Source organism: Aeromonas sp. FDAARGOS 1402, assembly GCF_019046925.1.
Classification (GTDB): Bacteria; Pseudomonadota; Gammaproteobacteria; order Enterobacterales; family Aeromonadaceae; genus Aeromonas; species Aeromonas caviae.
The window spans coordinates 4,223,729-4,246,107 of sequence record NZ_CP077201.1 but is presented as its reverse complement, the minus strand read 5'-3'; the positions used below and the strand labels follow the sequence as shown (position 1 = coordinate 4,246,107).

Annotated in this window: 19 protein-coding genes; 13 read left to right on the top strand and 6 right to left on the bottom strand. The window is 62.2% G+C overall.

What is annotated here, in order from left to right; genetic code table 11:
- Positions 1-261: 261 nt before the first annotated feature.
- From leuA to I6L32_RS19810, 3 genes are all read left to right on the top strand, one after another.
- A complete protein-coding gene (leuA, locus tag I6L32_RS19820) occupies positions 262-1,920 on the top strand; it encodes a 2-isopropylmalate synthase (RefSeq protein ID WP_210599801.1) in 1,659 nt (552 codons plus the stop codon).
- Between the two features lie 244 nt (positions 1,921-2,164).
- The gene (locus I6L32_RS19815; RefSeq protein WP_210599800.1) at positions 2,165-3,070 is read left to right on the top strand and encodes a GGDEF domain-containing protein; all 906 of its coding nucleotides are present in this window, start codon (positions 2,165-2,167) and stop codon (positions 3,068-3,070) included.
- A 145-nt stretch (positions 3,071-3,215) separates the two neighbouring features.
- Positions 3,216-4,379, top strand: a complete 1,164-nt coding sequence (locus tag I6L32_RS19810; RefSeq protein WP_164882116.1) for a DUF1615 domain-containing protein — start codon at positions 3,216-3,218, stop codon at positions 4,377-4,379.
- A 69-nt stretch (positions 4,380-4,448) separates the two neighbouring features.
- On the opposite strand, the gene I6L32_RS19805 is transcribed toward I6L32_RS19810, so the two are convergent.
- From I6L32_RS19805 to I6L32_RS19795, 3 genes are all read right to left on the bottom strand, one after another.
- A complete protein-coding gene (locus I6L32_RS19805; RefSeq protein ID WP_103858272.1) occupies positions 4,449-5,306 on the bottom strand; it encodes a nuclease-related domain-containing protein in 858 nt (285 codons plus the stop codon).
- 25 nt (positions 5,307-5,331) lie between these two features.
- A complete protein-coding gene (locus tag I6L32_RS19800) occupies positions 5,332-5,964 on the bottom strand; it encodes a topoisomerase DNA-binding C4 zinc finger domain-containing protein (protein ID WP_052816477.1) in 633 nt (210 codons plus the stop codon).
- 217 nt (positions 5,965-6,181) lie between these two features.
- Complete coding sequence (locus I6L32_RS19795) at positions 6,182-7,150, bottom strand: autotransporter domain-containing protein (RefSeq protein ID WP_210599799.1); 969 nt, start codon at positions 7,148-7,150, stop codon at positions 6,182-6,184.
- A 332-nt stretch (positions 7,151-7,482) separates the two neighbouring features.
- On the opposite strand from I6L32_RS19795, the gene I6L32_RS19790 reads away from it, so the two are divergent.
- The 5 genes from I6L32_RS19790 (at position 7,483) to I6L32_RS19770 (ending at position 12,195) form a co-directional block, all read left to right on the top strand.
- Positions 7,483-8,133: a DedA family protein gene (locus I6L32_RS19790; RefSeq protein ID WP_210599798.1), complete on the top strand. Its 651-nt coding sequence runs from the start codon at positions 7,483-7,485 to the stop codon at positions 8,131-8,133.
- Positions 8,134-8,378: 245 nt separating this feature from the next.
- Positions 8,379-9,674, top strand: a complete 1,296-nt coding sequence (locus I6L32_RS19785) for a DEAD/DEAH box helicase (RefSeq protein ID WP_010675179.1) — start codon at positions 8,379-8,381, stop codon at positions 9,672-9,674.
- A gap of 115 nt (positions 9,675-9,789) precedes the next feature.
- Positions 9,790-10,425, top strand: coding sequence for a DUF2913 family protein (locus I6L32_RS19780; RefSeq protein WP_104453094.1), 636 nt, complete (start codon positions 9,790-9,792; stop codon positions 10,423-10,425).
- Positions 10,426-10,678: 253 nt separating this feature from the next.
- Positions 10,679-11,719, top strand: coding sequence for a M35 family metallo-endopeptidase (locus I6L32_RS19775; protein WP_029314738.1), 1,041 nt, complete (start codon positions 10,679-10,681; stop codon positions 11,717-11,719).
- Positions 11,720-11,763: 44 nt separating this feature from the next.
- Positions 11,764-12,195: a protease gene (locus I6L32_RS19770; protein WP_210599797.1), complete on the top strand. Its 432-nt coding sequence runs from the start codon at positions 11,764-11,766 to the stop codon at positions 12,193-12,195.
- Here the strand turns inward: I6L32_RS19770 and I6L32_RS19765 are convergent.
- Positions 12,192-12,386 carry a hypothetical protein gene (locus I6L32_RS19765; RefSeq protein WP_216945263.1) on the bottom strand — a complete coding sequence of 65 codons (195 nt, stop codon included), beginning with the start codon at positions 12,384-12,386 and terminating at the stop codon, positions 12,192-12,194. The two genes, I6L32_RS19770 and I6L32_RS19765, sit on opposite strands and share 4 nt — an antisense overlap.
- A 21-nt stretch (positions 12,387-12,407) precedes the next feature.
- Between I6L32_RS19765 and I6L32_RS19760 the strand changes: the two genes are divergently transcribed.
- From I6L32_RS19760 to I6L32_RS19740, 5 genes are all read left to right on the top strand, one after another.
- Entirely contained in the window at positions 12,408-13,025 is a 618-nt protein-coding gene (locus I6L32_RS19760; protein WP_216944396.1) for an O-methyltransferase, read from the top strand.
- Positions 13,026-13,049: 24 nt separating this feature from the next.
- A complete protein-coding gene (locus tag I6L32_RS23205; RefSeq protein ID WP_254203860.1) occupies positions 13,050-13,274 on the top strand; it encodes a hypothetical protein in 225 nt (74 codons plus the stop codon).
- A 490-nt stretch (positions 13,275-13,764) separates the two neighbouring features.
- A complete protein-coding gene (locus I6L32_RS19750) occupies positions 13,765-14,487 on the top strand; it encodes an amino acid ABC transporter substrate-binding protein (protein ID WP_254203859.1) in 723 nt (240 codons plus the stop codon).
- A 57-nt stretch (positions 14,488-14,544) separates the two neighbouring features.
- Complete coding sequence (locus I6L32_RS19745) at positions 14,545-15,201, top strand: amino acid ABC transporter permease (protein WP_216944394.1); 657 nt, start codon at positions 14,545-14,547, stop codon at positions 15,199-15,201.
- Positions 15,198-15,959, top strand: a complete 762-nt coding sequence (locus I6L32_RS19740) for an amino acid ABC transporter ATP-binding protein (RefSeq protein WP_010675170.1) — start codon at positions 15,198-15,200, stop codon at positions 15,957-15,959. The genes I6L32_RS19745 and I6L32_RS19740 overlap by 4 nt, the downstream gene beginning before the upstream one ends.
- Before the next feature lie 85 nt (positions 15,960-16,044).
- Here the strand turns inward: I6L32_RS19740 and I6L32_RS19735 are convergent, their stop codons facing one another.
- Together I6L32_RS19735 and gltB are read right to left on the bottom strand one after the other, a co-directional pair.
- Positions 16,045-17,460 (bottom strand): FAD-dependent oxidoreductase, encoded by a 1,416-nt coding sequence (locus I6L32_RS19735; protein WP_042014661.1) that lies wholly within the window; start codon positions 17,458-17,460, stop codon positions 16,045-16,047.
- Between the two features lie 12 nt (positions 17,461-17,472).
- On the bottom strand, positions 17,473-21,930 hold the full coding sequence (gltB, locus tag I6L32_RS19730) for a glutamate synthase large subunit (protein ID WP_042014659.1): 4,458 nt from the start codon (positions 21,928-21,930) through the stop codon (positions 17,473-17,475).
- Between the last annotated feature and the right edge of the window lie 449 nt (positions 21,931-22,379).

Here is a 22,379-nt window from a genome sequence, read left to right as displayed (position 1 = left end):
ACTGGGTGCTCATACAAACAAGGTCGTCTGCGCCGACACACCAAAAGGTGGCGTGCGAGAGGATCAGCGCCCGCAGCCCGATCCGGCTGCCGTGGCCGGCCCCGGTGACCGACGGGGGCCGCAGGAAAACCGGTCGCGGGGTTACCGCCGCGCGACTCGTCAGGGACGGTGTTACCGCACCAACCCGCTTCCCCTCCTTGCCCCACCCGCCTGTCGGCCCGGTCGTCCGGCGCCTCGCCCATCCGTCAAGGGAATCTGAATATGAGCTTCGATCATCGCAAATACCGCCGTGCCCCCGTGATCAACCTGGCGGATCGCCAGTGGCCCAACCGGGTACTGGAGCGGGCACCGCTCTGGTGCGCCGTGGACCTGCGCGATGGCAATCAGGCGCTGGTCGAGCCCATGACGGTGGCCCAGAAGCTGCAAATGTGGGCGCTGATGACCCACATCGGCTTCAAGCACATCGAGGTGGGCTTCCCGGCGGCCTCCCAGCCCGACTTCGATTTTGTGCGCGAACTCATCGAGCGCAACCTCATCCCCGATGACGTCACCATCCAGGTGCTGGTGCAGGCGCGCGAAGATCTGATCGCCCGCACCTTCGAGGCCCTCAAGGGGGCGAAGCGGGCCATCGTTCACGTCTACAACTCGGTCAACCCGACCCAGCGCAACTATGTGTTCAACTCAGGCAAGGACGGTGTCAAGGCCATCGCCGTGCAGGGGGCGCGTTGGGTGCGGGAGTATGCGGCCCGCAATCCGGGCACCGAGTGGAGTTTCCAGTATTCTCCGGAGAGCTTCAGCAGCACCGAGGTGGAGTTCGCCGTCGAGGTGTGTGACGCCGTCATCGACGAGTGGCGCGCCGCTGCCCGCCCGATGATCCTGAACCTCCCCGCCACGGTGGAGGTGAGCCCCCCCAACGTGTTTGCGGATCAGGTGGAGTGGTTCTGCCGACACCTCAAGGCGCGACCCGAGGTGAGCATCTCCATCCACACCCACAACGACAGAGGCTGCGGGGTGGCCGCCGCCGAGCTGGCGGTGCTGGCGGGGGCGGATCGCATCGAGGGCACCCTGCTCGGCAACGGGGAGCGCACCGGCAACATGGACATCGTCACCATGGCCATGAACCTCTACAGCCAGGGGATTGACCCCGAGCTGGACCTGTCCGACATGGATGCCATCGTCGCCACCGTGGGGGCCTGCACCCAGATTGCCCTGCACCCTCGCCACCCCTATGCCGGCGAGCTGGTCTACACGGCGTTTTCCGGCAGCCACCAGGACGCCATCCGCAAGTCTCTCGCGGCAGAAAAACCGGATCACTACTGGGACGTGGCTTACCTGCCCATCGATCCTGCCGATCTCGGTCGCAGCTACGAGGCGGTGATCCGCATCAACAGCCAGTCCGGCAAGGGAGGGGTGACCTATCTGCTGGAGCGTGACCTCGGTCTGCAACTGCCGCGCTGGCTGCAAATCGACTTCAGCCGCCGGGTGCAGGCCGAGGCTGAGGCGAGCAGCAGCGAAATCAGCCCGGAGCAGATCCGCACCCTGTTCGAGCAGCACTATCTCGAGCCTGCCCACGGCTATCGCATCGGGCGCTTCCAGCTCGGTCATGACAGTCAGGAGAGCCTGCGCCTGGAGTTGCAGACCCCCCACGGCACCCTGCAACTGTGCGGTGAAGGGGAGGGAGCCATCACAGCCCTGGTCAACGGCTGGCAGCGTCAGACCGGCATGCACATCGATGTGCTGGATTACTCCGAGCATGCGCTCACCGCCGGCACCGAATCCCGCGCCGCCGCCTATGTGCTGCTGAGCGTCGAGGGCACCCGGATGTGTGGCGTCGCCGTCGGTCGCGACGTGGTCAACGCCTCCCTGCAGGCGGTGATCAACGGCGCCGCCCAGCATCAGGCCCTGCGCCAGAGCGCCTGAGGCGGCACTGCCCGCCTGCCGTGAGGGGGAGCAGGGAAGGGCCGCCCACCCCGATGTCACGGCAGATCGCGCCGTCCCCGTTGCAGCAATCCCCTGACCCATATGGTGAGGGGATTGTTTTTTATGGAAAAATCGGCCCACAATATCAGTGATTTGCCACCAGGAATGCCGTCGGGGTTCGCTGGCGATGGCAGCCAACGGCTGCCATTCGGGATAGAAGACATGCGCGCTTGGAGCCCAAAACATGATGAAGACTCCCCTCAGGTTATCCGTTCACCCCGCCCGGTTCTTCTCGCTTCCTCCCTGCCGTCGTCTCGCGCTGGTGAGCCTGCCCTGTCTGCTGCTGCTGACGGGGATCCTGGCCGGGGTCAGCTTTGATCCCCTGGCAGAGCACAACCTCTATACCGTCGGGGCTCTGGCCGAAGCGCTCAACGTGCTGACCTTGCTGTTCATGTTCTGGGTGGTGCAGTGTGCCCAGATCACCTTGAGAACCTATCTCTCCCTCACCGGCGGGCTGACCCTCTGGCTCGTCTCCGGCGTCATCGATCTGATGGATGAGGTCTATTTCCAGCCCTGGTGGCTCTCCACGGTGGAAGACAGCCTGCGCACGATCGGCATGCTGGCCTCGGCCTGGGGTGTGCTGCTTATGGTGCAGCAGATGTATGGCACCCAGATGCGGCTCTCCTCCCTCGCCATGTCAGACGAGCTGACCGGGCTCTCCAATCGCCGGGCGTTTCGCGCCGTGCTGGAGGCGCACGGAGAGGAGGGGACGCCGCTCCTGCTGCTGGATCTCGATCACTTCAAGCTGATCAACGATCGCTATGGCCACGCCATCGGCGACAATGTGCTGCGTGAATTCAGCACCCTGCTGCGCCAGCTCTGCCCATTGGATGGGGTGGTGGCACGCCTTGGGGGAGAGGAGTTTGCCATCTGGCTGCCCGGCATGACGGGCGACAAGGCCCGTACGCTGGCGGAGCAGATAAGGTGCGCGACCGAAGAGCTGGTCTCAGGTGACGGGGTAAGATTCACCGTGAGCCTTGCCCTGGGTATCAGCCAGAGCGGGGAGGGGGTGGATGCCCTGCTGCAGCGTACCGATCTCGCCCTCTATCAGGCCAAGCACCTGGGACGCAACCGGGTGGAGCTGGCGTGATGGCGCCAGGGGATGCCGCAGCCAGCGGGCCAGCAGGTTCATCCGCCTTCATCTTGTCAGACTTGTTCCCTACAATGTCCGCCTCCATGCATTCGAGCCCTCTCATTCGCGATGAGGGGCAGGTCCCGCTCTTCAGGAAGCCTTCATGATCCCCTCTTACTCTTTGTTTCATGCCCATTGGCGCTGGTTGTCACTGCTTACCCTTGCCCTGCTGTCGGGTTGTGCCAGCGAGCCTCCCGCCCCGACCAGCCCGGCGACGCCGGCGGGGCGCCCCATTCCCAAGGCGATGCAGCCGCAAAAACCGGCCGACATGAAGAGCCGCATCGTGCGCTTCCTGCCGCGCAACGTGGTGGACAAGCCGGGCTGGGCCAATGACGTGGTGACGGCGCTCACCACCCAGGGGCTGACGGTGAGCGATCACAACGTCTGCAGCGTGCTGGCGGTGGCGGAGCAGGAGGCGACCTATCAGGCGGACCCCGTGGTGCCCAACCTCAACAAGATTGCCTGGAAGGAGATCAATGCCCGGGCCGGCAAGCTGCTCATCCCCGAGTTCATGGTGCGCACGGCCCTCTCCATCCAATCCCCCACTGGCAAGAGCTATGCCGAGCGCATCGACAAGCTTCGCACCGAGCGGGAGATGAGCGAGATCTTCGAAGACATGATAGGCAGCGTCCCCATGGGCAAGCAGCTCTTTGGCAACCTCAACCCGGTGCGCACCGGCGGCCCCATGCAGGTGAGCGTCGCCTTTGCCGAAGCCAACGCCCGTGGCTACCCCTATCCCGTGAAGGAGTCCATTCGCCACGAGGTGTTCACTCGTCGGGGCGGCATCTGGTTTGGCACCAAACACATCTTCGGCTATCCCGCCGACTACCCGGATACCCTCTATCGCTTCGCCGACTTCAATGCGGGCTGGTACGCGAGCCGCAATGCGGCCTTCCAGGCGGCGGTAAGCCGGGTGAGTGGCAAGCCCCTGGCCCTGGACGGGGATCTCATCCGCTACGACTCGGATTTGCCCGGCAAGACCGAACTCGCGGTCCACAGCATCGCCAGCCGCGTCAACATGAGCAAGCAGGCCATTCACCAGAGCCTCAAGCTCGGGGACAGCAGCGACTTTGCCAAAAGCGATCTCTACCACAGGGTCTTCGCCCTGGCCGACAAACAGGCCGGGACACGGCAACCCCGCGCCATCTTGCCCGGTATCCAGCTAAAGAGCCCCAAGATCACCCGCAACCTCACCACCGCCTGGTTTGCCAAGCGGGTGGATGAGCGCGAGCAGCGCTGCGTGCAGAAGATGGCAACGATCCGCTGATTTGCTGAAATAACAAAGGCGGCCAATTGGCCGCCTTTGTTTTATGCCTCCGTCGTTCAGCCTTCCCATCTACTTCATCAGCGCTCTGGTCCCCCTGCATGTGGGGAATTCATGGCATCCCCAGAACGGTTTTCCCTTGTTGTCACCTCGACCGGCAGTGCGCAATACCATGGTGCTGCCACATCTGGGGCAGATCGGGGGTGGATTGTCCGGTGGCGATACGCTCTGTGAGGGTGGGTTTGCAACTGATTGCCTGACAGGTTCGCGGGTGGAAACATGGTTGGCGGATGGGTCGGCATGACGAGTCTTGAGCTGGGTGACATGCTGTCTGTGAGTCTGCCAGTTGGCGGCAAGTCGCCCTTGTTGAATGGTGTCGACAACGTGAGCGACCTCGCTCTCGGCCAATACCGGCGTGGTTATACCCTTGACGTAGCGAATGAGCCCGCGGTTCATCACGTTCTGCGGCATAGGGGTCTTGAAGGTGCAGTCGCCGATAAAGAAGATGACGGAGTGAAGCTGGTTGTCTGAGAGCCCCAGCAGGGATTTGAGGGTCATCATGTGCAGGTGGTTCTGATGCAGCGGGTTCTGGAAGCTGTGCTTGCGGCGATAGATCTGCTGGGTCCAGCTTTTCTGGGTCGGGTTGCCGAATATCCAGCCCTTCATGTTCTTGGTCTCAATCACGAATAGCCCGAAGCGAGAGACGATCACGTGATCGATCTGAGTGCTGCCCTGGGGGGTGGGCAGGGTCACGTCCTTGAGCAGGCGATATTCCCGCTTGTCGAGAAATAGCCGAATACAGAGATTGATAAACCACTCCCCGACCATCCCTTTGAACCAGGCCGTTTTGAGCAGGGTGGCAATCAACAGCAGTGGCAGGAGAAACCAGAGCTGAGTCAGCAGCGGCGCTATGGCAGCAGTGATATCCATGTGATTTAGCCTTCACAGATCCCGGTCAGGGATGGGTCTCGATGGGGATGATGCTGCGACACTTGGGGTATTCGGGGCAGCCCCAGAAGCTGTTACCCTTGGTATCTCCCCGTTTGCTGGTCCTCAGTACCATGGTTGTGCCGCATTTTGGACAAACCGGTGCTGTACCTGCATGGGCGGCCACGTTGTCCTGCGGGTCACTGTCGCTTGCGACGCGCTCCAACGTGATGCGCACCTCCTCGCTCACCCGAATAATGCGCTGAGCTTCATCGTAGGCATCGCGGTACAGCTCACTGTCATCCGCCCGCCGGATCAACACCCCCATCTCGTTGTTGTTCACCTGGCTGAATTCGTAGAGGTTCAGGCTGGTGACAATGCACATCTCCTCATTGAGGTAGCACTTGGCATGGAGATTTTTGCAAAAGCTGGTGCGGATATAGGTGAGCTCCTTGAGCCAGCTGATCTCTTCCGGTTGGAGTTCGCTCTTGCCATAGACGATCCGCACATCGATCTTGAGCCGGTTCTTGTCGGTCAGCAGCTCCTTGATCCTGTCATTGAGTTTGAGAAAGGGGCTGATCAGGATTAACCGCTCCTTGGCATCCTTTATCAGCTCTTCGAGGAAATAGTTGGTTGCGCTGGTATTCAGAAATTTGGCCATAACAAGCTCCCTGTCCCTGGAAATGTCATGTGTTCTCTGCTCAACAGTAGGCAGTCAGCCTGACCACAATCCCCGGCGTGGTTCTGCTTCACGTCTTCACCCACCGTCCGTATCCCCATGCTAGGAGATACAGGTGGGACCTCATAGCGGCAATGGAGTCAAATGTGCGTTCAGTCAGAGATTTGGTGATGGGGACGGTTCATGTCGCCTTGCTGCGCTAAAAACTCATCGCCAGTCCGATGGAGTAGCCGCTGGTACTGTTGCTGAACATATAGCGGGCCACCAGCCGGGTGCGGGTGATGAAGATGTCGTACTTGCTGCTGTCGAGTTCGAGGCCAAGTCCCAGGGAGTTGAGGCTGTTGAAACCGAGCAGCCCCCGTTGCTGCCCCAGGTATTCGGTTCTGGCTCCTTCCAGCACGTAGCGAAGGGGCCTGTCCAGCAGGGTCCAGTCCCACAGGGGGGCGCGGCGGCGCAGGTAAAGCCCGAGGTTTTCCGCATCGGCCTGACCGCTGACGCTCTCGGCGGTGCCGGTGAAGCTTTGCAGATGCTGGTAGGAGTAGCGCAGCTCGGCATCGATGTCCTGGGCGGCGGAGAAGAGCTCATAGTCCAGCATCAATGAGCCGCCGAGGCCGTAGACATTGAGGGTGCCGCCGTCGAGGAAGTCCAGATTCTGGCCACTCCTGTGCTCGAGTAGGGCGGCCCCGATGCGAAGGTCGCTGGCCACCGTGCCCAGGGTGACATTGGCGATGGGCCGCAGCACCAGATTGCCACCAAAGCGATCCCGGTGGACGCTGACATCCCAGCCGATGCCGCCGGTGGCGCTCAGGCTGTTCCATTTGGTGGGTATGGTGCGGGTCTCGTTGCCATCGGTGAACACGAACTGGGGATCGTAGCGGCTGTAGCCCAGGGTGCCCTCCAGATAGAGGGGAACATCCTCGCTCAGGGTGGCGCCACCCCCGAGCTGGGTGATGGTGAGGGCGGAGGTGTCGTTGGTGCCGCTGCCGATATTCAGGTTGCTGGCGGTGATATCCGGCACCACGGCGTAGCTCATGAGGGAGACGACGGCGTTGGCGCGCTGTTGCACCAGGCTCTCGTCGCTGGCACGGGCCTTTGTCACAAGACCGGCAGAGACGCCGGCAATAACCGCCAGCAAGGAAAGTGTGTGAGAAGAGAGCTGTCTTGCCATACCTGGCTCCATGAGTACCCCGTCCATTGGGGCATGTTCACACTGTAACGGGTTTCATCTGGCTTGGCAGCCAGGCAAGGGCTGGCCCGTCCTGTTTTGGGGTGTGCGCATTGGCCTGATGGGCCAAGCTGCCCTCGCTTTGGCGGGGGCAGGGGGCCGCGAGAAGGGGGAACCGCTGGGCAGAAATCACAGACATTAATTTATTGTTCAGTTCCCCGGGTGTATAAGAGGCCTCCCATACGAACATTGGGGTGGTAGCAGGGATGGATTACCAGACGGGGCCTTCGGGTCATCATGACGAATGCGCATTACGTTGATGGGAGTCACACCAGATGCAGGACATGCTGCTTGCCATATGGCATCAGGATTTTGATCAGCTTATACAAATGCAGGCAATCGGTCTGCTCGTCACCTGTCTGGTGGTGATCCTCTTCCTTGAATCGAGCTTCGTCTTTCTGCCCCTGCCCGGTGACAGCCTGGTGCTGCTGGCGGGCGGTCTGGTGGGCATGGGGGTGCTGGGGCCCGAGGTGACCTTGCTCTATCTGCCGCTCGCGGCCGGGATAGGGTGCGTGCTCGCCTACTGGCAGGGGCAGGCACTGCATGGCACCCGTTTCATGGGCCATGTGGAGCGAATGATCCCGGAAGGGAGCCTGCCCAGGGCCTCCCGACTGCTGGATCGTTACGGCTTCTGGGCCATGTTCGTGTCCCGTTTCATCCCCTTCGTGAGAGTGTTGACCCCCATGTTGATGGGAGTCTCCCGCCTGCACCTGCTGCGGGTGGCCGTGGCGAGTTTTGCCAGCGCCTTCCTCTGGTCCCTGGTATTGAGCATGGTGGGCAAGATGGTGATGGCGACCCCGGTCTTTGCTCATCATCAGGAGCTGCTGACCAAGTGCCTGCTTGTCACCTCTTTCGGGCTGTTCGTCATCGCGGTGGCGGCCATCGGCATGCGGTTGCTCAAGCGTCCGAGCAAGCGGGTGCGCTGATCTCACTGCCCGGGCTGCGCCTGCTGCCGCGTCTGGCGGGCGCAGCCCCCGGAAAAATACAGGCCATTTGAGGCGGCATTCCTGCCGCCTATCTGTTACACTTCGCGCCCGCCATTTTCCGGCTCATCTTCTGATCTGATGTCAGACCCAGCCGTCCTTGGCTTCACGCCTCGCCGATGCCAGGCCACACGCCGGCCCAGGCCACCCACGCCAACTACAGCTCCGCTGGAACACAGGAACCCAACATGAGATTTGAATCGTTCGATTTTGCCCCCGAGATTTTGCGCGCCATCTCAGATTGCGGTTATCAGGAGATGACCCCTGTGCAGAGCCAGGCCATCCCGGCCATTCGCCGTGGCCGCGATGTGCTGGCCAGTGCCCAGACCGGTACCGGCAAGACAGCCGCCTTTGCGTTGCCCATCCTGCAACGCCTGGTAGACAACCCGGCGCCGGTGCAGCCTTCCAATGCCCGCGTGCTGATCCTGACCCCGACCCGCGAGCTGGCGGCCCAGGTGGCGAGCAATATCAACGATTTTGCCAAGTATCTTGATATCACTACCCTCACCATCGTGGGTGGTGGCAAACAGGATGTGCAGGCCAAGAAGCTCAAAGCGGGCGCACACATCATAGTGGCCACCCCTGGCCGTCTGCTCGAGCACCTCACCGCCTGCAACCTGAGCCTCTCCGGGGTCGAGACCCTGGTGCTGGACGAGGCGGATCGCATCCTCGACATGGGCTTTAGCGCCGATGTGCAGCAGATCCTGCAGGCGGTCAACAAGACCCGCCAGAACCTGCTCTTCTCCGCCACCTTCTCCGAGGCGGTGAAAAAGCTGGCCAACCTCATGCTGGACAAACCCCAGGTGGTGGCCGTCGACAAGCAGAACTCCACTGCCGACACCGTGAGCCATACCGTTTATCCGGTGGAACAGAAGCGCAAGCGCGAGCTGCTCTCCGAGCTTATCGGCAAGCAGAACTGGCAGCAGGTGCTGGTGTTTGCCAGCACCCGCGAGAGTTGCGATGAACTGGTGGAGGAGCTCAACCTAGACGGCATCAAGTCTGCCGTGGTGCACGGTGACAAGGCCCAGGGGAGCCGTCGCCGTGCCTTGCGTGAATTCACCGAAGGCAAGCTGCGGGTGCTGGTGGCCACCGAGGTGGCCGCCCGCGGCCTGGACATTCCGAGCCTGGAATACGTGGTCAACTATGATCTGCCGTTCCTCGCGGAAGATTACGTGCACCGTATCGGCCGAACCGGTCGCGCTGGCAAGAGCGGCATGGCCATCTCCTTCGTCAGTCGCGAGGAGGAGCGCACCCTGCTGGAGATCGAGGCCCTCATCGGCCAGAAGATCCGCCGCATCATGGTGCCGGGTTACGAGGTGAGCAGCCGTGACGACCTCATCAAGCAGTTGCAGGAGCGCCGCCGCTTCGGCAAGCGCCCGCAGCGTGAAGACAATGCCGCCGCCCAGGCCATGGCCGAGGCGAAACTGCAAGGTCAGCGCCTCAAGCGTCTGGCGGCGGCCAAGAAGCCCCGTCAGCCGAAATAAGGCAACGTCGCACCCTCCCGGTCGGGGAGGGGCGTTTACTCTCCAAAGGCGCCACTGGCGCCTTTGTGCTGTCGATGACGCGGCCCCTGGCCGCCCCGTTTCAAGAGGATCCGAGATGACCCTTCCTGCTTACAATCAGGCCCTGCTCGAGATGGCCCGCCAGAGCCTGGCGGAGCTGGAGCGCACCGCTGCCCAGAAGACGGGCAAACGCACCCCCGCCCAGGAGAGCCACTTTCTCTGTACCTGGATGGCGGATTCTCTCAAGGAGAAACGCTTCTCCCGGCTGGTGATGGAGGATCTCAAGGCCTGGGTGCAACTGGGGCGGACGCTGGGGGCGGGGGCCGATCTCAAGGGGCTGCTTGAGCGGGTGCAGCGCCAGTATGAGCGTGCCATGCATGAGCCGGTACAGCTGGGGGCGCGCCTGGCCGATCTGCTTTTGGCGCTGGAGGGGGCGGGCTGGCTGGTGTTCACTGACAGCGAACTGCACACCCGGCAGCGGCTGCTGAGCCAGGGGCAATCCAGCCTGATCATCTCGGCCAGCGAGTATCAGGGCCATATCGAGGGAGGTGAGCTGGTCAAGCCCCTCACCCTCTATGTGCGCGGGGACGAGCAGGTACTGGCCGAGGCGGCATTTGCCCGGGGCCTGCTGCTGAGCCAAGGCAACAAGAAAACCACCCTGGTCAAGCACCACAAGGCCTATCGGCTGATGCCGGGCAACGCGCAGCCTGCCCTGGCGCTGCTGTCCTCCTGATCCCGCCTTCTCATCCCGTCACCCGGCCCTGCGCCGGGTTTTTTTATGGCAAATGCACCCCACGGGGTTGCCTGCACGCTCGGGCCGGGCGGGCAATCTTTGTCGCAGCCAAGGAGCTCCCCCTCTGATGGGGGGCGTCCCCCATATGGAGGGATGGTGGGGTGGTGCTTCTGCTCTAGGGTGGATGGGCCCCAAAGAGGGCCTTAAAGGAAGCAGACCGCCTGACAAGGCGACACTCAATGAATGAGGAAACATGATGAAAGCGACTCCAATTGCCCTGTTGCTAGCCGGCGTGCTGGCGTCCCCGCTCTGCGCCGCCGGACTCGATGCCCGGCTCACTCTGGTGGAGGGCAGCACAGACGATGTGCGCGTCAACCTGACCCTGACCAACACCGGGGAGAAGCCGGTTCGTCTGCTCAAATGGCAACTGCCAGGCAGCGAGGATGCCCCCCTGTTCCAGGTGGAGCGTGACGGCCAGCCGGTGGATTACGAAGGGGCCCTGATCAAGCGGGCCGCCCCGAGTGACAAGGACTACCAACTGCTCAAGGCAGGCCAGAGCCTGACTGTGCAGGCGGAGGTCTCCGGTCTCTACGACATGAGCGCCCAGGGCCAGTACAGCATCCGTTACCTGCTGCCGACCGTGGCGCAGGAGGGGAAAGCGGCCAAGGCCAAACAGGCCCAGGCGAGCGAGTCCAATGCCGTGACCCTCTGGGTGGACGGGGTGAGCGACGATCGGGTGCTGGCCAAGGCGGCGGTGGCCGAGCCCCAGGCAGTGAGCGCCTCGGTCAGCTTCAGCGGCCGTTGCACCAACACCCAGAAGAGCGACATCCTGGCGGCGCTCGATGCCGCGAGTGGCATCGCCAACAACTCCAGCAGCTACCTCGCGGTGGACAAGCCGAATGGGCAGCGCTACCGCAGCTGGTTTGGCGCCTATGACGCCACCCGCTGGAACCAGGCCGAGACCAACTTCAGCAAGATCAAGGATGCCATCGACAACAAGCCGCTCACCTTCGACTGCGGTTGCAAGCAGAGCTACTTTGCCTATGTCTATCCGGACCAGCCCTACAAGGTCTATCTGTGCAAGAGCTTCTGGACAGCGCCGGTCACCGGGACCGATTCCCGCGCCGGCACCATTGTCCACGAGCTGAGCCACTTCAACGTGGTGGCGGGCACCGACGATCTGGGATACGGTCAGGCCAATGCGCGCAATCTGGCGAGCACGGATCCCCAGAAGGCCCTGAACAATGCCGACAACCATGAATATTTCGCCGAGAATACCCCGAGCGAAAATTGAGTTGCAAACAGGGGCCGGATGGCCCCTTTTTTGACGGAGGCACCATGATGACACTCTTGCTCACCACCCTGGCACTGGCGCCCTTGCAGTGCGAGCTGTCGGTCAGCGCAGAGAGCGGGGTGAACGAACCCCTGCCCCTGGTGATGACCCTGACCAACCGGGGGGAGACGCCTCTCGAGGTATTGACCTGGTTCACCCCCTTCGAGGGGTGGTTTGCCGATGCCATCGACCTGACCCGCGATGGGCAGTCGCTGGACTATCGAGGGCCGCTTGCCAAGCGAGGTACCCCCGGGGACGGCGACTTCCTGCACCTGGGGGCGGGGGAGCAGAGCCAGGCCGATGCGGATCTGGCGCAGGCCTACGATCTGTCCCAACCGGGCCGCTACCGGCTCAGCTATCGTGCCCAGCCCCTGACGCTGACCAAGGGCGTGGCGCCCAGCTGCCCCGCCGTCGACTTTACCCGGGTGGCCCCCTAGGCGATCTGCGGCTTGCCCTTGGTATCCAGCAGCCCGACGGCGCGAGGGGCCACCGCCAGACCGCGTGACGATTGGCTTTCCCGCCAGCAGCAGTGCACCAGCGTGATCACATGGTTATCCAGGGTATCGTCTTTATCCGGATGATACAGGGGATGGGCCACCGAGTGGGTTGATAGCAAAATGATGAACATGAGGGGCGGTCCAGCCATGCCATGCACCGGGCCGACTCGTTTACACAGTCAAGGAGGAGACATGCACTGGAACAACTGAAACGGGAGCTGGAGCGCTTTGGCGAGCAGAATGACGGCGCGCAACACTCCCGTGGCAGCAAGATGCTCAACATTACCCGCGACACCGGCGAACTGCTGGCGGTGCTGGTGCAGACGAGGGGGGCGCAGGCTGTGCTGGAGATCGGCACCTCCAACGGTTACTCCACCCTCTGGCTGGCCGAGGCAGTGAAACGGCTGGGGGGCCGGGTGACCACCATCGAGCTGGACGAGGGCAAACGGACCATGGCGGCGACCAACTTTCAGCGGGCCGGGCTCACTCCCTGGATTGAGCAGCTGGCGGGGGAGGCCGGCAGCCTGTTGCCCTGCCTGCCGACGGCGGGCTATCAGCTCATTTTTCTGGACTCCGATCGCCTGCACTATCAGGCCTGGTGGCCCGAGATCCAGCGCCTGCTTGCCCCTCGTGGCCTGCTGGTGGTGGACAATGCCATCTCCCATGAGGACGAGATGAGGGAGTGGATGGCACAGGTGCGGCGTGACCCCGATTTCCTGACTTCCCTGGTGCCGGTGGGCAAGGGGGAGTGGCTGGTGGTGCGGTTGTAGGGGAAAGGCATGGAAAACAAGACCATGGAACCAAAAGCAGTTGTGGAGGCCTACTGGCAGGCCATGCAAAGCAACGATTTCGTCAAGACCCCCAGGTGGCTGAGCGATGACTTCCTCTGTGACTGGCCAACGTCGGGGGAGCGGCGCGCGGGGCGGATCAACGTCGTCGAGATCCATCGGCGCTACCCGGCGGCCGGGCCCTGGAATGTCGACATCGTCCGCCTGCTGGAGCAGGGCGGGAGGTGGTGACCGAAGGGGTGATCACTGACGGTGACGTCAAGGCGCGCGCCATCCCGCCATTACCTTCCACGTGGTGCGTGGCAATCCCATTTGTCATCAGACTGAATTTTGGCCCGATTGATACGTTATGTCGTAACTGGGCCACTGCCATCCCGCGGGAGCCGCAACCCGCCTGATATGGTTTCCGCTGACGGAGCGCCGCCAGCGGGGCAATTCCTCGGCCAGCCCGGCCATTATTTATTCGTTATCCATTATTTCGCTAAATATCCCCGTATTTCATGGTTGGGTCATGCCATGAGCCACGTTATGTTTCATCCATACCGCCAGCAAGCACTATGAAGGTTATCTCTGCCGATAATTAATTTAAATTAAACATGATAACCGGCTGGTTTTATTTTGTGGTGGTTGGCAAGCGCTCTGGATGTTCATAAATATAACGAGGTGAATAATGAAAAAACGGCACTCCCTGTTTTTAATGGCGGCACTTCCGCTAGCACTCATGACATCGGTACAGGCACAGTCAAGCCTGGCCGAGATCCAGCGGGCCGGAGTGATCAAGATCGGCACCGAAGGGACCTATCCTCCCTTCACCTACCACGACAAGAGCGGCAAGCTGGTGGGCTTTGACGTGGAGATCGGCGAGCTGATAGCAAGCGGTCTGGGCGTGAAGCCGCAGTTCGTCGAGGGCAAGTGGGACGGGCTCATCGCCGGGGTGGACGCCAAGCGCTACGACCTGGTGCTCAACGAAGTGGCCATCACCCCTGAGCGGCTGAAAAAATATGATTTTTCAGACCCCTACATCACCTCCAAGGCGGTGATCGTGGTGCACAGCGACAACCAAAGCATCAAGAGTTTTGCCGATCTGAAGGGCAAGAAATCCTCCCAGTCCCTGACCAGCAACTTCGCCCACCTGGCGAAATCATCGGGCGCCGAGGTGGTGGCCACTGAGGGATTCAACCAGTCACTCGAACTGGTGCTGACCGGGCGGGTGGATGCCACCATCAACGACAGCCTCTCCTTCCTCGACTTCAAGAAACAGAAGCCGGACGCCAAATTGAAGGTGGCGGCCAGCGAGGCCAAGGGGGATCAATCTGCCGCCCTGCTAGCCAAGGGGCAACCCGAGTTGCTGGCTGCCATCAATCAGGCGCTGCGCAATGCCAAGCAGGATGGGGCATATCAGAAAATATCGCAGAAATATTTCGGCACCGACGTCTCGCAATAATATCGCGGCAACATAATAACAACTGAGGATATTAACGTGCCGGCCTGGCTGCAGTTAATGATCGACTCTTTTTGGCCCCTGCTCAGTGCGGGGCTTATTTTTACCGTGCCACTCACTCTGATTACCTTCTTGCTGGGAATCGTGCTCGGCTTGTCGGTGGCGCTGGCCAGATTATATGGTCCGGCCCCGCTGGTGATGCTGGTCCGCTTCTATGTCTGGCTTATTCGGGGCACGCCGCTGCTGGTGCAGCTGTTTCTGATCTTTTACGGTCTGCCGAGCGTCGGCATCGTGCTGGACGCCTTCACCGCCGCCGTCATCGGTTTCACCCTCAACATCGGTGCCTACAGCTCGGAGATCATTCGTGCCACCCTGGCGGCCATCCCCAAGGGGCAGTGGGAGGCAGCCTACTCCATCGGCATGAACTGGCCCCAGGTCATGTGGCGGGTGATCCTGCCGCAGGCGGCGCGCATCGCGGTGCCACCGCTCTCCAACACCTTCATCTCCCTGGTCAAAGACACGTCGCTGGCGGCGGCGGTGACCGTGCCCGAGCTGTTTCAGGCGGCCCAGCGCCTCGCCTCCGTCACCTATGAGCCGCTCATTCTCTATATCGAGACGGCCCTCATCTACCTGATGTTCAGCTCGGTGCTCTCCACCCTGCAAGACAGGCTGGAGCAGCGACTGGCTCACAAAGAGACCCGGGAGGTCGCCCTATGATCCGCTTGAGTGGCATCGAGAAACAGTTTGCGGGGCAGCGCGTGTTGAAAGGGGTGGGGCTGGCGATGGCCGCGGGCAGCGTCACCGCCCTGATCGGTCCCTCCGGCAGCGGCAAGAGTACACTGCTGCGCTGCGTGAACCTGCTGGAGCGACCCGATGCAGGCCAGCTGGTGCTGGGGGGCAGCGAGCTCGACTTTACCCGGCATCTGTCACGGCAAAGCGTGCTGGCCCTGCGCCAGCAGACCGGCATGGTGTTCCAGAATTTCCAGCTGTTCCCGCACATGACGGTGCTGGAGAACGTGATGGAAGGGTTGGTGACCGTGTTGAAGTGGCCCAGGGAGAGGGCAGTGGCGCGCGCCCTGCAACTGCTCGACAAGGTGGGGCTCAGGCACAAGGCCGAGGCGGTGCCTGCCACCCTCTCCGGCGGTCAGCAGCAGCGGGTCGCCATTGCCCGGGCGCTGGCGCCATCCCCCAAGGTGCTGCTCTGTGACGAGCCTACCTCGGCGCTGGATCCCGAGCTTGCCCAGGAGGTGGTGGCCGTGCTGCGCCAGCTGGCCAGTGAGGGGACCACCATGCTGATCGCCACCCATGACTTGCGCCTTGCAGCCCAGATTGCGCAGCAGGTGATCTTCCTGGAGGCCGGGGAGGTGGTGGAGGCGGGCAGTGCGCGCCAGATGTTCACCACCCCCAAGCGGGCACGTACCTTCGAATACATCTCCACCCTTACCGAACGGCTGCCGGAGAGCTGGAGTATCTAGCCGGTTCTGGCGGATTGAGAGCGAGATAAAAAACAGCCCCGCACGAGCGGGGCTGTTTGCATGACAGCGTGGTTGCGACGGCAGATCACACGGCCAGGTAGTCCATGATCCCTTCGGCCGCCTTGCGACCCTCATAGATGGCGGTCACCACCAGATCAGAGCCGCGCACCGCGTCACCACCGGCGAACACCTTGGGGTTGCTGGTCTGGAAGGCGTACTCGGCCTTCTCGGGCGCCTTGATGCGATCCCGGCCGTCGAGCTCGACGCCGTGCTCTGCCATCCAGGGCTGGGGGTTGGGCTGGAAGCCGAACGCCATCACCACCGCATCGGCGGGCAGCACCTGCTCGGAGCCTTCAATGACCACAGGATTGCGGCGGCCATTGGCATCGGGGGCGCCGAGCTCGGTGCTCACCACCTTGATGCCGCAGGTGCGGCCGTGGGCGTCCAGCTCCACGCCGATGGGCTGGAGGTTGAACATAAATTCCACCCCTTCCTCCTGGGCGTTTTTCACCTCCCGCTTGGAGCCCGGCATGTTCTCGGCATCCCGGCGGTAGGCGCAGATCACCCGATCGGCCCCCTGGCGGATGGCGGTGCGCACGCAGTCCATGGCGGTATCGCCGCCCCCCAGCACCACTACCTGCTTGCCGGCGAAGTCGATGTAATCGGCTTGCGCCTTCTCAAAGCCCAGCAAGCGATTGGCGTTGGAGATGAGGTAGGGCAGGGCGTCGTAGACCCCCGGCGCCTCTTCGTTGGCAAAGCCGCCCTTCATGTACTTGTAGGTGCCGACCCCGAGGAAGACCGCATCGAACTCACCGAGCAGGTCGGCGAAGGTGACGTCACGGCCCACTTCGGTCTCGAGGCGAAACTCCACCCCCATCCCCTCGAAGATCTCGCGGCGGCGTTGCATCACCTCTTTCTCCAGCTTGAAGGAGGGGATACCGAAGGTGAGCAGGCCGCCGATCTCCGGGTACTTGTCGAACACCACCGGGGTGACGCCATTGCGTGCCAGCACGTCGGCACAGGCAAGGCCCGCGGGGCCCGCGCCAATGACGGCGACCCGCTTGCCGGTCTTGACCACCTTGGAGAGATCCGGGCGCCAGCCCATCTCGAACGCCTTGTCGGTGATGTATTTTTCGATGTTGCCGATGGTCACGGCGCCGAATCTGTCGTTGAGGGTGCAGGCACCCTCACACAGTCTGTCTTGCGGGCAAACGCGGCCACACACCTCCGGCAGGCTGTTGGTCTGGTGGGAAAGCTCCACCGCCTCCAGGATGCGTCCCTCGTTGGCCAGCTTCAGCCAGTTGGGGATGTAGTTGTGTACCGGGCACTTCCACTCGCAATAGGGGTTGCCGCAGTCGAGGCAGCGATCCGCCTGCATGCCGACCTGGGCCTGGTTGAAGGGCTCGTAGATCTCCACGAACTGGATCTTGCGGATCTTGAGCGGCTTCTTGGGCGGGTCGACCCGCTGGACATCGATAAACTGGAATACGTTCTGGCTCATAGGGTTCCCTCCTTATTGCGCCTGGATTCTGAGTTCTGCACTGGAACGGCTGGTGTGGCCAAGCAGCGATTTGACGTCACTGGACTTGGGTTTGATCAGCCTGAACTTGGGCACATAGGAGTCGAAGTTGGCCAGGATCTCCTCGGCACGCGAGCTGCCTGTCTCGTTGAGGTGCGCCGTGATGATACCGCGCAGGTGCTCCTGGTGGATGGCCAGATCCGCCACCTCCAGCAGTTCGACCAGCTCGGGGTTGGTGCGCTTGGCAAAGTTGCCACACTCGTCGAGCACGTAGGCGAAACCGCCTGTCATGCCCGCCGCGAAGTTGACACCGGTCTTGCCGAGCACGGTGACGATGCCGCCTGTCATGTATTCACAGCCGTTGTCGCCAATCCCCTCGACCACCGCCAAGGCCCCTGAGTTGCGCACCGCGAACCGCTCGCCTGCGGTCCCTGCGGCATAGAGCTTGCCGCCGGTGGCGCCATAGAGGCAGGTGTTGCCGATGATGGCCGCCTCGTGGGATTTGAACGCCACGCCGACGTGGGGTTTGATCACCAGCTTGCCGCCGGTCATCCCCTTGCCCACGTAGTCGTTGGCATCCCCGGTGAGGATCATCTCAAGGCCGCCGGCGTTCCAGACGCCGAAGCTCTGGCCGGCGGTGCCGTTGAAGTGCACCTTGACCGGATCGGCCGCCATGCCCTGGTTGCCGTGGCGCTTGACGATCTCGCCGGACAGACGCGCACCCACGGAGCGGTCGGTGTTGCGGATGTCGTAGCGGAACTCGCCGCCACTCATGTTTTCCACCGCGTCCAGCAGGTCTTCCACCATCTTGAGGTTCAAGGGCCCCTTATCGAAGGTGGGGTTGTGCTGCTGGCTGAACAGACTGGAGCCTGCCGGTGCAACCGGGGCCGCCAGGATACCGGACAAGTCCAGCTTGGCCTGACGGGCGGTGAGGCCGGGTAGGGCTTCCAGCAGGTCGGTACGACCGATGAGGTCGGTGAGCTGGGTGACGCCAAGCTCGGCCATCAGCTCGCGCGTCTCCTCGGCGATGAACTTGAAGTAGTTCATCACCATCTCCGGCAGGCCGGTGAAGTGTTCGCGGCGCAGCTTCTCATCCTGGGTGGCGACGCCGGTGGCGCAGTTGTTCAGGTGGCAGATACGCAGGTATTTGCAACCGAGTGCCACCATGGGGCCGGTACCGAAACCAAAGCTCTCGGCGCCGAGGATGGCCGCCTTGATGATGTCGAGACCGGTCTTGAGACCGCCATCCACCTGCAGGCGCACCTTGTGGCGCAGGCCGTTGGCCACCAGCGCCTGCTGGGTTTCGGCCAGGCCCAGCTCCCAGGGGGAGCCGGCGTATTTGACCGAGGTGAGCGGGCTTGCGCCGGTGCCGCCGTCGTAGCCGGAGACGGTAATGAAGTCCGCATAGGCCTTGGCCACGCCACAGGCGATGGTGCCGACGCCAGGTTCGGACACCAGTTTCACCGACACCAGGCAGTTCGGGTTGATCTGCTTGATGTCGAAGATGAGCTGGGCCAGATCCTCGATGGAGTAGATGTCGTGGTGCGGCGGCGGGGAGATCAGGGTCACGCCGGGCACCGAGTAGCGCAGCTGGGCGATTTGCGCGGTGACCTTGTCACCGGGCAGCTGGCCCCCTTCGCCGGGCTTGGCGCCCTGGGCGACTTTTATCTGCACCACGTCCGCGTTCATCAGGTAGTGCGGGGTGACGCCAAAGCGACCGGAAGCCACCTGTTTGATGCGAGAGTTCTTCTCGGTACCAAAACGCTTGGGATCCTCGCCACCTTCACCGGAGTTGCTCTGACCGCCGAGGCGGTTCATGGCGATGGCCAGGGCCTCGTGGGCTTCAGGGCCGAGGGCGCCGATGGACATGGCCGCGGAGTCGAAGCGGGGGAACAGCCTGGCGGCTGGCTCCACCTGATCCAGCGCAACCGGGGTGGTGCCCTGTTTGAGCGACAGCAGATCCCGCAGGGTGGCGACCGGCCGCTCGTTCACCAGACGGGCATACTCCTTGTAATCGGCGTAGTTGCCGGAGCGCACCGCCACTTGCAGGGTCTGCACCACGTCCGGGTTGTAGGTGTGGTACTCGCCACCGTGGACGAATTTCAAGAGGCCGCCCTGGGTCAGCGGCTTGCGGCCGAGCCAGGCCAGACGGGACAGATTGATCTGATCCTGCTGGATGTCGGCAAAGTCGGCACCCTGGATGCGGCTCGATACGCCGCGGAAGCAGAGTTCGACAACAGCCTTGGAGAGGCCCACCGCCTCAAACAGCTGGGAGCAGCGGTAGCTTGCCACCGTGCTGATGCCCATCTTGGACATCACCTTGTAGAGGCCCTTGTTGATGCCGTTGCGGTAGTTGAGCATGGCCTGGCGCAGGCTCATCTTGAGCACGCCTTCCTCTACCTGCTTGGCGAGGGTCTCGTAGGCGAGATAGGGGTAGATGGCGGTGGCGCCAAAGCCCAGCAGCACGGCGAAGTGGTGCGGGTCGCGCACGCTCGCGGTCTCCACCAGGATATTGGCGTCGCAGCGCAGGTTGTTGTCCACCAGGGTACGCTGCACCGCACCCACCGCCATGGCGGCCGGGATGGGCAGGGTATCCGGGCTGATGTCCCGGTCTGACAATACCAGCAGCACCGCGCCGCTGCGGGCCGCTTCAGCTGCCTCGTGGCAGAGGCGCTCGAGGGCGGCTTGCAGCCCCTCTTCGGGCAGGTAGTTGAGGCTCAGCACCGCATGGCGGTAGTGCTCCCCTTCCAGGGCCAGCAACTGATGGAAGTCGGAGTAGAGCAGGATCGGCGACTGGAACAGCACCCGGTGGGCGTGACCGAAGGTCTCGTTGAACACGTTCTGTTCGCGGCCGATACAGGTGGCCAGGGACATGACGTGATTTTCCCGCAGGGGATCGATGGGCGGGTTGGTCACCTGGGCGAACATCTGGCGGAAGTAGTCGTACAGGGTACGCTGGCTGGAGGAGAGCACCGCCATCGGGGTGTCATCCCCCATGGAGCCCACTGCCTCCTGGCCATTCTCGCCGAGCACGCGGATCACCTGATCCAGCTCTTCAAAGGAGTAGCCGAACAGCTTCTGGTAAGTCTTGAGCCGGTCATCCGGGAATTCGCGCGACCCCGTGCTGGCATCGTCCATCTGCTCGAAGGGCACCAGGCGCTTGCAGTGCTTGTCCATCCACTGCTTGTAGGTGTGACGGCTCTTGAGATCGTCGTCAATTTCGAAGCTGGTCCAGATCTTGCCGTTGCTGGTATCGACCACGAACAGCTCCCCCGGGCCGACACGGCCCTTCTCCAGCACTTCGTCCGGGGTGTAGTCCCAGGTGCCCACTTCGGAGGCCAGCGTGATGAACTTGTCCTTGGTGATGACGTAACGTGCCGGACGCAGACCGTTTCTGTCGAGTGCGCAGGTGGCGTAACGACCGTCGGTCATGACGATGCCGGCCGGGCCGTCCCAGGGCTCCATGTGCATGGAGTTGAAGTCGTAGAAGGCGCGCAGGTCGTCATCCATGTTCGGGTGCTTCTGCCACGCAGGCGGGATCAGCAGGCGCATGGCACGGAACAGGTCCATGCCGCCGGCCAGGAAGAGATCCAGCATGTTGTCGAGGCTGGAGGAATCCGATCCCGTGGTGTTGACGAAGGGGGCGGCCTCTTGCAGATCGGGGATCAGCGGGGTGGCGAACTTGTAGCTGCGCGCCTTGGCCCACTGGCGGTTGCCGGCAATGGTGTTGATCTCGCCGTTGTGTGCGAGGTAGCGGAACGGCTGCGCCAGCGGCCAGCGTGGGCTGGTGTTGGTGGAGAAACGCTGGTGGAACACGCAGATGGCGGCCTGCATGCGGATGTCGGCCAGATCCAGATAGAAGCGCGGCAAATCCACCGGCATGCACAGTCCCTTGTAGACGGTGACCAGGTTGGAAAGGCTGACCACATAGAAGTAGTCGTCGCTGATGCGTTTCTCGATGCGGCGGCGCACGATATAGAGGCGGCGCTCGAGATCCTTGTCGACCCAGCCCGGGGGCGCGTTGACAAAGACCTGTTCAATGCTGGGCAGGGACGCCTTGGCGATGGAACCGAGTACGTTGGTATCGATGGGCACCTTGCGCCAGCCGACCAGACTCAGGGTCTCTCTTTCCAGCTCCTCGTCGATGATGTCGCGAGTGGCCTGGGCCAGGATGGGATCAGGGTTGAGGAACAGCATGCCGACCGCGTAGTTGCGGCCCAGGTGCCATCCCTTCTCTTCGGCGACCGCTCTAAAGAAGCTGTCGGGTTTTTGCAGCAACAGGCCGCAGCCGTCGCCGGTCTTGCCATCGGCGGAGATACCGCCGCGGTGCTGCATGCGAGCCAAGGCTGACATCGCGAGACGGACAAGCTTGTGGCTGGCTTCCCCTTCCATGTGGGCCAACAGGCCGAAGCCACAGTTATCCCTCTCCAGCTTTGGATCATATAGTGACATTGCATTTCTCCCTTGCTCGGCCTTCCATCGCACTGTCATCAACAGACTGCATAAATTGCGATTGGCTCTTGTGGTTCCGTCCGCCTGAGGTGGCGAATCTCCAAACTAATGGGATTTTCGGGCAAGGTCAATTGGACATCCCGCTTGTTTGCAATGTTACATCGCCATAACAAAATGTGGGTTTTTGAGACTCAATCAGCATTTTTGTGTATTTATGACTGACTTTTATTTATTTGTTGGATTTATATTCTGGTTATGGACGATTTAGTGGTTGACTGCATGGTGGCGGGAAACTGTAGTAATTTTACAAAGTCATCTCTGGTGTGCTTGGCGGGGATCACATTTCAGGATCCTGCGTCTTGCATTTGTCCATAAGCAGACTAAACAGGATTTTTTCAGTAGTTACAGCCGGTTATGGGCGAGAGGTTATGGCACTTTTCTCCAGGTGG

Bases quoted from the DNA above. Each gene is read 5' to 3' on its own strand.
- leuA (WP_210599801.1), top strand. From the start codon at position 262: ATGAGCTTCGATCATCGCAAATACCGCCGTGCCCCCGTGATCAACCTG.
- I6L32_RS19815 (WP_210599800.1), top strand. From the start codon at position 2,165: ATGATGAAGACTCCCCTCAGGTTATCCGTTCACCCCGCCCGGTTCTTC.
- I6L32_RS19810 (WP_164882116.1), top strand. From the start codon at position 3,216: ATGATCCCCTCTTACTCTTTGTTTCATGCCCATTGGCGCTGGTTGTCA.
- I6L32_RS19805 (WP_103858272.1), bottom strand. From the start codon at position 5,306: ATGGATATCACTGCTGCCATAGCGCCGCTGCTGACTCAGCTCTGGTTT.
- I6L32_RS19800 (WP_052816477.1), bottom strand. From the start codon at position 5,964: ATGGCCAAATTTCTGAATACCAGCGCAACCAACTATTTCCTCGAAGAG.
- I6L32_RS19795 (WP_210599799.1), bottom strand. From the start codon at position 7,150: ATGGCAAGACAGCTCTCTTCTCACACACTTTCCTTGCTGGCGGTTATT.
- I6L32_RS19790 (WP_210599798.1), top strand. From the start codon at position 7,483: ATGCAGGACATGCTGCTTGCCATATGGCATCAGGATTTTGATCAGCTT.
- I6L32_RS19785 (WP_010675179.1), top strand. From the start codon at position 8,379: ATGAGATTTGAATCGTTCGATTTTGCCCCCGAGATTTTGCGCGCCATC.
- I6L32_RS19780 (WP_104453094.1), top strand. From the start codon at position 9,790: ATGACCCTTCCTGCTTACAATCAGGCCCTGCTCGAGATGGCCCGCCAG.
- I6L32_RS19775 (WP_029314738.1), top strand. From the start codon at position 10,679: ATGATGAAAGCGACTCCAATTGCCCTGTTGCTAGCCGGCGTGCTGGCG.
- I6L32_RS19770 (WP_210599797.1), top strand. From the start codon at position 11,764: ATGATGACACTCTTGCTCACCACCCTGGCACTGGCGCCCTTGCAGTGC.
- I6L32_RS19765 (WP_216945263.1), bottom strand. From the start codon at position 12,386: ATGTTCATCATTTTGCTATCAACCCACTCGGTGGCCCATCCCCTGTAT.
- I6L32_RS19760 (WP_216944396.1), top strand. From the start codon at position 12,408: ATGCACCGGGCCGACTCGTTTACACAGTCAAGGAGGAGACATGCACTG.
- I6L32_RS23205 (WP_254203860.1), top strand. From the start codon at position 13,050: ATGGAACCAAAAGCAGTTGTGGAGGCCTACTGGCAGGCCATGCAAAGC.
- I6L32_RS19750 (WP_254203859.1), top strand. From the start codon at position 13,765: ATGACATCGGTACAGGCACAGTCAAGCCTGGCCGAGATCCAGCGGGCC.
- I6L32_RS19745 (WP_216944394.1), top strand. From the start codon at position 14,545: ATGATCGACTCTTTTTGGCCCCTGCTCAGTGCGGGGCTTATTTTTACC.
- I6L32_RS19740 (WP_010675170.1), top strand. From the start codon at position 15,198: ATGATCCGCTTGAGTGGCATCGAGAAACAGTTTGCGGGGCAGCGCGTG.
- I6L32_RS19735 (WP_042014661.1), bottom strand. From the start codon at position 17,460: ATGAGCCAGAACGTATTCCAGTTTATCGATGTCCAGCGGGTCGACCCG.
- gltB (WP_042014659.1), bottom strand. From the start codon at position 21,930: ATGTCACTATATGATCCAAAGCTGGAGAGGGATAACTGTGGCTTCGGC.